The sequence below is a fragment of the Frondihabitans peucedani genome (genome assembly GCF_039537585.1).
GTDB classification, from domain to species: domain Bacteria; phylum Actinomycetota; class Actinomycetes; order Actinomycetales; family Microbacteriaceae; genus Frondihabitans; species Frondihabitans peucedani.
This window is the reverse complement of sequence record NZ_BAABAU010000005.1, coordinates 144,332-150,928: the sequence shown is the minus strand read 5'-3', so window position 1 is coordinate 150,928 and position 6,597 is coordinate 144,332. Positions and strand designations below refer to the sequence as shown.

8 protein-coding genes are annotated in these 6,597 nt (G+C 70.5%); 5 read left to right on the top strand and 3 right to left on the bottom strand.

All coding sequences use genetic code 11. The annotated features are described in order from the left end of the window. On the bottom strand, positions 1-577 hold a 577-nt coding region (locus tag ABD733_RS16665; RefSeq protein WP_344798301.1), incomplete at its 3' end, for a fructose-bisphosphatase class II. A gap of 148 nt (positions 578-725) precedes the next feature. Here ABD733_RS16665 and fbaA point away from each other — a divergent pair. Next, positions 726-1,754, top strand: coding sequence for a class II fructose-bisphosphate aldolase (gene fbaA / locus ABD733_RS16660; RefSeq protein WP_344798299.1), 1,029 nt, complete (start codon positions 726-728; stop codon positions 1,752-1,754). Between the two features lie 135 nt (positions 1,755-1,889). Here the strand turns inward: fbaA and ABD733_RS16655 are convergent, their stop codons facing one another. Together ABD733_RS16655 and ABD733_RS16650 are read right to left on the bottom strand one after the other, a co-directional pair. Then, on the bottom strand, positions 1,890-2,573 hold the full coding sequence (locus ABD733_RS16655) for a DUF6264 family protein (RefSeq protein WP_344798297.1): 684 nt from the start codon (positions 2,571-2,573) through the stop codon (positions 1,890-1,892). Next, positions 2,570-3,583, bottom strand: coding sequence for a 4-hydroxy-3-methylbut-2-enyl diphosphate reductase (locus ABD733_RS16650; RefSeq protein ID WP_344798306.1), 1,014 nt, complete (start codon positions 3,581-3,583; stop codon positions 2,570-2,572). The genes ABD733_RS16655 and ABD733_RS16650 overlap by 4 nt, the downstream gene beginning before the upstream one ends. 123 nt (positions 3,584-3,706) lie before the next feature. Between ABD733_RS16650 and xseA the strand changes: the two genes are divergently transcribed. Genes xseA through ABD733_RS16630 form a run of 4 tightly spaced genes read left to right on the top strand, consistent with a single transcriptional unit; the run spans position 3,707 to position 6,562 of the window. Further along, positions 3,707-4,966, top strand: coding sequence for an exodeoxyribonuclease VII large subunit (gene xseA / locus ABD733_RS16645; RefSeq protein ID WP_425552943.1), 1,260 nt, complete (start codon positions 3,707-3,709; stop codon positions 4,964-4,966). 9 nt (positions 4,967-4,975) lie between these two features. Continuing rightward, entirely contained in the window at positions 4,976-5,197 is a 222-nt protein-coding gene (locus tag ABD733_RS16640) for an exodeoxyribonuclease VII small subunit (RefSeq protein ID WP_344798295.1), read from the top strand. Continuing rightward, entirely contained in the window at positions 5,194-5,862 is a 669-nt protein-coding gene (locus ABD733_RS16635; RefSeq protein WP_344798293.1) for a DUF4245 domain-containing protein, read from the top strand. The genes ABD733_RS16640 and ABD733_RS16635 overlap by 4 nt, the downstream gene beginning before the upstream one ends. Before the next feature lie 49 nt (positions 5,863-5,911). Next, positions 5,912-6,562, top strand: coding sequence for a carbonic anhydrase (locus tag ABD733_RS16630; RefSeq protein ID WP_344798291.1), 651 nt, complete (start codon positions 5,912-5,914; stop codon positions 6,560-6,562). Positions 6,563-6,597: the final 35 nt, after the last annotated feature.

Below are 6,597 nucleotides of genomic sequence, written 5' to 3'. Positions count from 1 at the left end.
TGCCGGCACCCGCCGCGCGGATGTCGGCGATGAGCTGCTTGTGGCGGGGCCGGTCGAGCACGGCGATCTGCATCTCGGCCACCGGGATGCCCTTGGCCTCGGCCAGCGCGCGGATGTTGTCGCCGATCGGGCGGCTGAGGTCGATGACGCCCTTGCCCTCGGGGCCGGTGACGATCTTGTCCATGTAGAACACGGCGCTCGGGTCGTACATCGTGCCGCGGTCGGACACGGCGATGACCGACACGGCGTTCATGCGGCCGGTGGCGGTCAGCGAGGTGCCGTCGATCGGGTCGACGGCGATGTCGAACGAGGCGCCGTTGCCGGTCCCGACGTGCTCGCCGTTGTAGAGCATCGGGGCGGCGTCCTTCTCGCCCTCGCCGATCACGACCACGCCGTCGAAGTCGACGGTGCCGAGGAACTTGCGCATCGCGTCGACCGCGGCGCCGTCGGCGAGGTTCTTCTCGCCGCGCCCGATCCACGGTGCCGCGCGGATCGCGGCGGCCTCCGTGGCCCGCACCAGCTCCATCCCGAGGTTCCGGTCGGGGTGCGTGAACAGGGTTCCGGTCGTGTTGGTCATGGCTTGGACTTTACTCGCGGCGAGTTCCCAGAGACCCCGCGGACAGGCCTCCGGAGCTGCACACATGTGCACGGCGGCCGTCTCCAGTCGGTCGCTCGGCCGCGCGTCTAGAGTGAGTCCGAACGCGCCCGTCATCGAAGGAGAAGTCATGCCCGTCGCCACCCCAGAGCAGTACGCAGAGATGCTCGACCGAGCGAAGACGCAGGGATTCGCCTATCCGGCCATCAACGTGTCGTCGTCGCAGACGATCAACGCCGTGCTCCAGGGCCTCACCGAGGCCGGGTCCGACGGCATCATCCAGGTGACCACGGGCGGCGCCGACTACTTCGCCGGGCACACCGTCAAGAACCGCGCCGCCGGCGCCCTCGCCTTCGCCCACTTCGCGACCGAGGTGGCCAAGAACTACCCGATCACGGTGGCCCTCCACACCGACCACTGCCCGAAGGACGCCCTCGACGGCTTCGTCCTGCCGCTCATCGCCGCCTCCGAGGAGGAGGTGAAGGCGGGCCGCAACCCGATCTTCCAGTCGCACATGTGGGACGGCAGCGCCGTCCCGCTCGACGAGAACATCTCGATCGCCGAAGACATGCTGAAGCGCACCCGCGCCATCAACGCGATCCTCGAGGTCGAGATCGGCGTCGTCGGCGGCGAAGAGGACGGCGTCCAGCACGAGGGCACCAACGACGCCCTCTACACGACGGTCGGCGACGTGACCCGCGTCGTCGAGGCGCTCGGTCTCGGCGAGAAGGGCCGCTACATCGCAGCCCTCACCTTCGGCAACGTCCACGGCGTCTACAAGCCCGGCAACGTCAAGCTGCGCCCGGAGCTCCTCGGCGAGATCCAGCAGGGCATCCAGGAGAGGTTCGGAACGTCCGAGAAGCCGCTCGAGCTGGTCTTCCACGGCGGCTCCGGCTCGTCGGCAGCGGAGATATCCGAGGCCGTGTCCAACGGCGTGGTCAAGATGAACATCGACACCGACACGCAGTACGCGTTCTCGCGCTCGATCGCCGACACCGTGCTGAAGAACTACGACGGATTCCTCAAGGTCGACGGCGAGGTCGGCAACAAGAAGACCTACGACCCGCGCTCCTGGGGCAAGATCGCCGAGTCGGCCATGGCCGCGCGCGTCGTCGAGGCGACGCGCGAGCTCGGGTCCTTCGGTCACTCGCAGGGCTGAGCTCCCGGGCTGCTGCTCGCGCTTCGGCGGGTGCTGGTGGCAGTGGGCGCCTCTCCGGAGGCCGGCCCACTGCTGCGAGCACCCGCCCACGCGCGGCACCGCGGCACCGCAGCACCGCCGGGCGAAGAACCGGAGCTAGCCGGGGAGCCCGACGAACGACGGGTCGTTCATCAGGACCGACACGACGGCGATCCCGGTGATGAGGTTCGCCAGCAGGCCGGCGACCAGCAGCACGACCCACGAGCGCTTTCCCGCGCGCAGGCGCCGGATCGCGAAGATCGCCACGAGCAGGAACGCCGCCACCGAGCCCACGGCGCTGACGACGGCGACCGCGTGCAGCGTCGCCCCGCTCTGGAACGTGCCCTCGATGTAGCCGAACGTGCGGAACTCCTCCACGTACGACGTCACGAACTGCGAGGTCTCGAGGGCGCCGCGGATGACGAAGTAGAGGCCGTACGCCAGTAGGACGAACGTGGCGAAGCGGTTGAACGATCCCGCGCGGACGGCTCGGGGAGGCGGCCCGGGGACGGGGCGTCCGGTGGGCGGCGGGGCGTCGTAGGCACCCGCGTGACCGGGGCCGCGGGAGTCGGGGCCCGGCTGGCCGGGGCGGCGCGGATCGGTGCGGACGGCGCTGGTCGCCGCGGGATCCTGCGCGGTCTCGGAAGGCTCCGCCTGATCGATGGAGGCGACGGGGCTCACCCAGCCCGGAGGCGCGTACTCGCCGTACCCGGGAGCAGGACGACCCTCGACCCGGGGAACGCCGGCAGCGTCGGTGTCGACGCGCTCACCGTACCGGGGCGCAGGATCGGCGTCGCTCATCTCGTCCGGCCGCCGAGCGCGCGCGAGTCGCTGTTGCCCGAAGCGTCTTTGCGGAGCTCCTTGGGCAGCGAGAACATCAGGTCTTCTTCGGCCGTCTTGACCTCGGCGACGTCGAGGTAGCCGGCGTCGCTCAGCTCGGCGAGGACCTCGTCGACCAGGACCTCGGGCACGGAGGCTCCCGAGGTGACACCGATGGTCGTGGCGCCCTCGAGCCACTCCTGCTGGATCTCGGAGGAGTAGTCGACGCGGTAGGCGGCCTTCGCGCCGTACTCGAGAGCCACCTCGACGAGGCGGACGCTGTTCGAGCTGTTGGCGCTGCCGACGACGATCACCAGGTCGGCGTCTTGCGCGACCTTCTTGATGGCGACCTGGCGGTTCTGGGTGGCGTAGCAGATGTCGTCGGAGGGCGGGTTCTGGATGTTCGGGAACCGCTCGCGGAGACGGCGGACGGTCTCCATCGTCTCGTCGACGCTGAGGGTCGTCTGCGACAGCCAGACGAGGTTGTCGGGGTCGTCGACCTCGAGGAGGTCGACCTCCTCGGGGTTCTGCACGAGGGTGGTGCGATCGAGCGCGTGGCCCATCGTGCCCTCGACCTCCTCGTGGCCGGCGTGGCCGATGAGGATGATGTGCTGCTCCTGCTTGGCGAAGCGGACGGCCTCGCGGTGCACCTTCGTGACGAGGGGGCAGGTGGCGTCGATCGACTGGAGGCCGCGGTCGGCGGCGCCCTGGACGACGCTCGGAGCGACCCCGTGCGCGCTGAAGACGATGTGGGAGCCCTCGGGCACCTCGTCGACCTCGTCGACGAAGATGGCGCCCTGGCTCTCGAGGGTCGACACGACGTGCACGTTGTGCACGATCTGCTTGCGGACGTAGACGGGGGCGCCGTAGTGGTCGAGGGCCTTCTCGACGGCGATCACCGCCCGGTCGACGCCGGCGCAGTAGCCGCGAGGGGCCGCCAGGAGCACGCGTTTGCGCCCGATGACGGGGGTATCCTTTAGCCTGTTGCGCACCGCGGGTACACGCGGCGTCGGAAGGTCGATGGCGAGAGCGCCATTGGTAATTCGGCTCACAGACAGAGTGTAAACGAGCCGTCTGAATAGACCGGATGAGCGAGCGCTCGCTTGGAGGACAGTTTGACCATCGTCACGCCGCCTCCCACCGCGGAGGCCCCGTGGCCGGTGGGCCTGCTCGCGGGCAAGGTCCGCGACTGGATCGACCGCCTCGGCACCGCGTGGGTCGAGGGCGAGATCACGCAGTGGAACTCCTCCGGGGGCAATGTCTACGGCAAGCTCAAGGACCTCGAGATGGACGCCACGGTGTCGTTCTCGATCTGGTCGAGCGTCCGGTCGAAGATCCCGGCCGACCTGAAGCAGGGCGACCGCGTCATCGCGGCCATCAAGCCCAACTTCTGGGTCAAGGGCGGCACGCTCACGATGCAGGTCTTCGACATGCGCCACGTGGGCCTCGGCGATCTGCTCGAGCGGCTCGAGCGCCTGCGGCACCAACTCGCCTCCGAGGGGCTGTTCGCGCCCGAGCGAAAGCGCCGCCTGCCGTTCCTGCCGCAGTGCATCGGCCTCGTCACGGGCAGAGACAGCGACGCCGAGAAAGACGTCCTCCGGAACGCCCAGCTGCGCTGGCCGTCGGTCCGCTTCAAGACGATTCACGCCGCAGTCCAGGGCGAGCGCATGGTGGGCGAGGTCACCTCGGCGATCCAGCGGCTCGACGCCGATCCCGAGGTCGACGTCATCATCGTCGCCCGGGGCGGCGGCGACTTCCAGAACCTCCTCGGCTTCAGCGACGAGGGCCTGGTCCGCGCTGCGGCCGCGGCGACGACGCCGATCGTCAGCGCCATCGGGCACGAGGCCGACCGCCCGCTGCTCGACGAGGTGGCCGACCTCCGTGCCTCCACCCCGACCGACGCCGCGAAGCGCGTCGTCCCCGACGTCGGCGAAGAGCTGCAGCGGGTGCAGCAGGCCCGCTCCCGCCTCGGCACCCGGCTGACCTCGCTGATCAACCACGAGATCGACCGCCTCGGCCAGCTCCGCAGCCGCCCGGTGCTCGCGAACCCGCAGACGCTGATCGACGTCCGGGCCGACGAGCTCGTCCGCTACGTCGCACGCAGCGAGGAGCTCCTGCACCGCGTGCTCGAGCGGTCCTCGACGCGGGTCGCCGAGCTCACCGGCCACCTGCGGGCGCTGTCCCCCGAGTCGACCCTCCGCCGCGGGTACTCGATCGCCCAGCTGCCCTCGGGCGGGGTCCTGCGCGACGCCGCCGAGGCGCCCGTCGGCACGCCGCTGCTGCTGACGCTCGCCAGCGGCACCCTCGGCGCGACGAGCACCGGGGCACCCGCCGTCGCCGCTCCCGACAGCTCTCGTCCAACCCCCGCTCGATAGGATCAGACCGTGGCACAGACCTCCCTCCCCGACGTCGCCGACCTCAGCTACGAAGAGGCCCGCGACGAGCTCGTCACCGTCGTGAACGAGCTCGAGCAGGGCGCCTCCACGCTCGAGCGCTCGCTGGCCCTGTGGGAGCGCGGCGAGTCGCTCGCCGCGCGCTGCGAGGAGTGGCTGCTCGGCGCCAAGGAGCGCCTCGAGAAGGCGCGCCGCAGCGGGGGCGACGCGTGAGCGCCACCCCGCCGCCGCCTCCCCCGCCGCTCGGCAAGCAGAGGGCTCCGCGGGTCGTCGCCGAGCTGGGCCGCCCCGAGACCCCGTCCGAGACGGCCGCGCGGAAGGCCGCCAGCTCGAGGGCCCACCGCGAGAACCAGACCGCCTTCAATCTCGTCATCGCGATCGGCGTCAGCGTCGTCATCGTCGTCCTGCTCGTGCTGGTCGTGGTCCGTCCCGGCAGCTCGCAGCTGAAGAGCGTCGACTACCTGAAGGTCGCCTCGCAGGCGCAGCAGCAGGTCACGACGTCTCTCGTCGCTCCGGCCATGCCGTCGGGCTGGACCTCGAACCGGGCCGAGATCAAGCCGGCCGGATCCGACGGCGTGCAGTCGTGGTACGTGGGCTTCGTGACGCCCGACACGCAGTTCATCAGCCTGACGCAGGGCTTCAAGGCCAACCAGACGTGGGTGAGCAACCAGCTCGGCGAGCGCGACAAGACGTCGTCGACCTCGATCGGCGGCCTCTCCTGGACCATCTACGACCACCGGACCGACGACGGTGTCGGAAACTCCGCGTACGCGATGGTGACCACGAAGGGCGACTCGACGGTCGTGCTCGCGGGCACCGCCACCGACGCGGAGTTCAGGCTGCTCGCCAAGCGCTCGGCCGCCCAGCTCGAGCGCTAGTCTCCGCCCCTCGATCCTGCCCCCTCTCACGACCCCCGGAGGCCCTCCCATGACCACGACCACGAACGACCTCACTCCCGGCGCCGCCTGGACGGCCATGACCGACGGCAACGAGCGCTTCGTCTCCGGCCACCCCGACCACCCGCGCCAGGACGCCGACCGGCGCGCCCAGGTCGCCGAGGGGCAGACCCCGATCGCAGCCCTCTTCGGCTGCGCCGACTCTCGTCTCGGCGCCGAGATCATCTTCGACGTCGGGCTCGGCGACCTCTTCGTGGTCCGGAACGCCGGGCAGGTCGTCGGCGACACCGAGATCGGCTCGCTCGAGTTCGCCGTGACGGCCCTCCAGGTGCCGCTCATCGTCGTCCTGGGTCACGACCGCTGCGGTGCCGTCGCAGCCGCCATCGACTCGATCGACGCCGACAGCGAGCCTCAGACCTTCTACCTGCAGCGCCTCATCGACATGATCACGCCCACCGTGAAGCGCGCGCACCGGGCCCTCGAGGCGGCCCCCGACGGCTCGCGGACGCTCGACCCGCGAGAGGTCGGACGACTCCACATCGAGGCCTCCGTCGGAGCGCTCCTCGAGCGCTCTGTCGTGATCTCCGAGGCGGTGGCCAGCGGTAGATTGGCTGTGGTCGGCGCGAACTACGACCTCGCGAACGGCCGGGTCGACCCGCACACCGTGGTCGGTCGGCTCTGACCCCTCGCCTCCGGGCGAACCCGTGCAGAATCCCG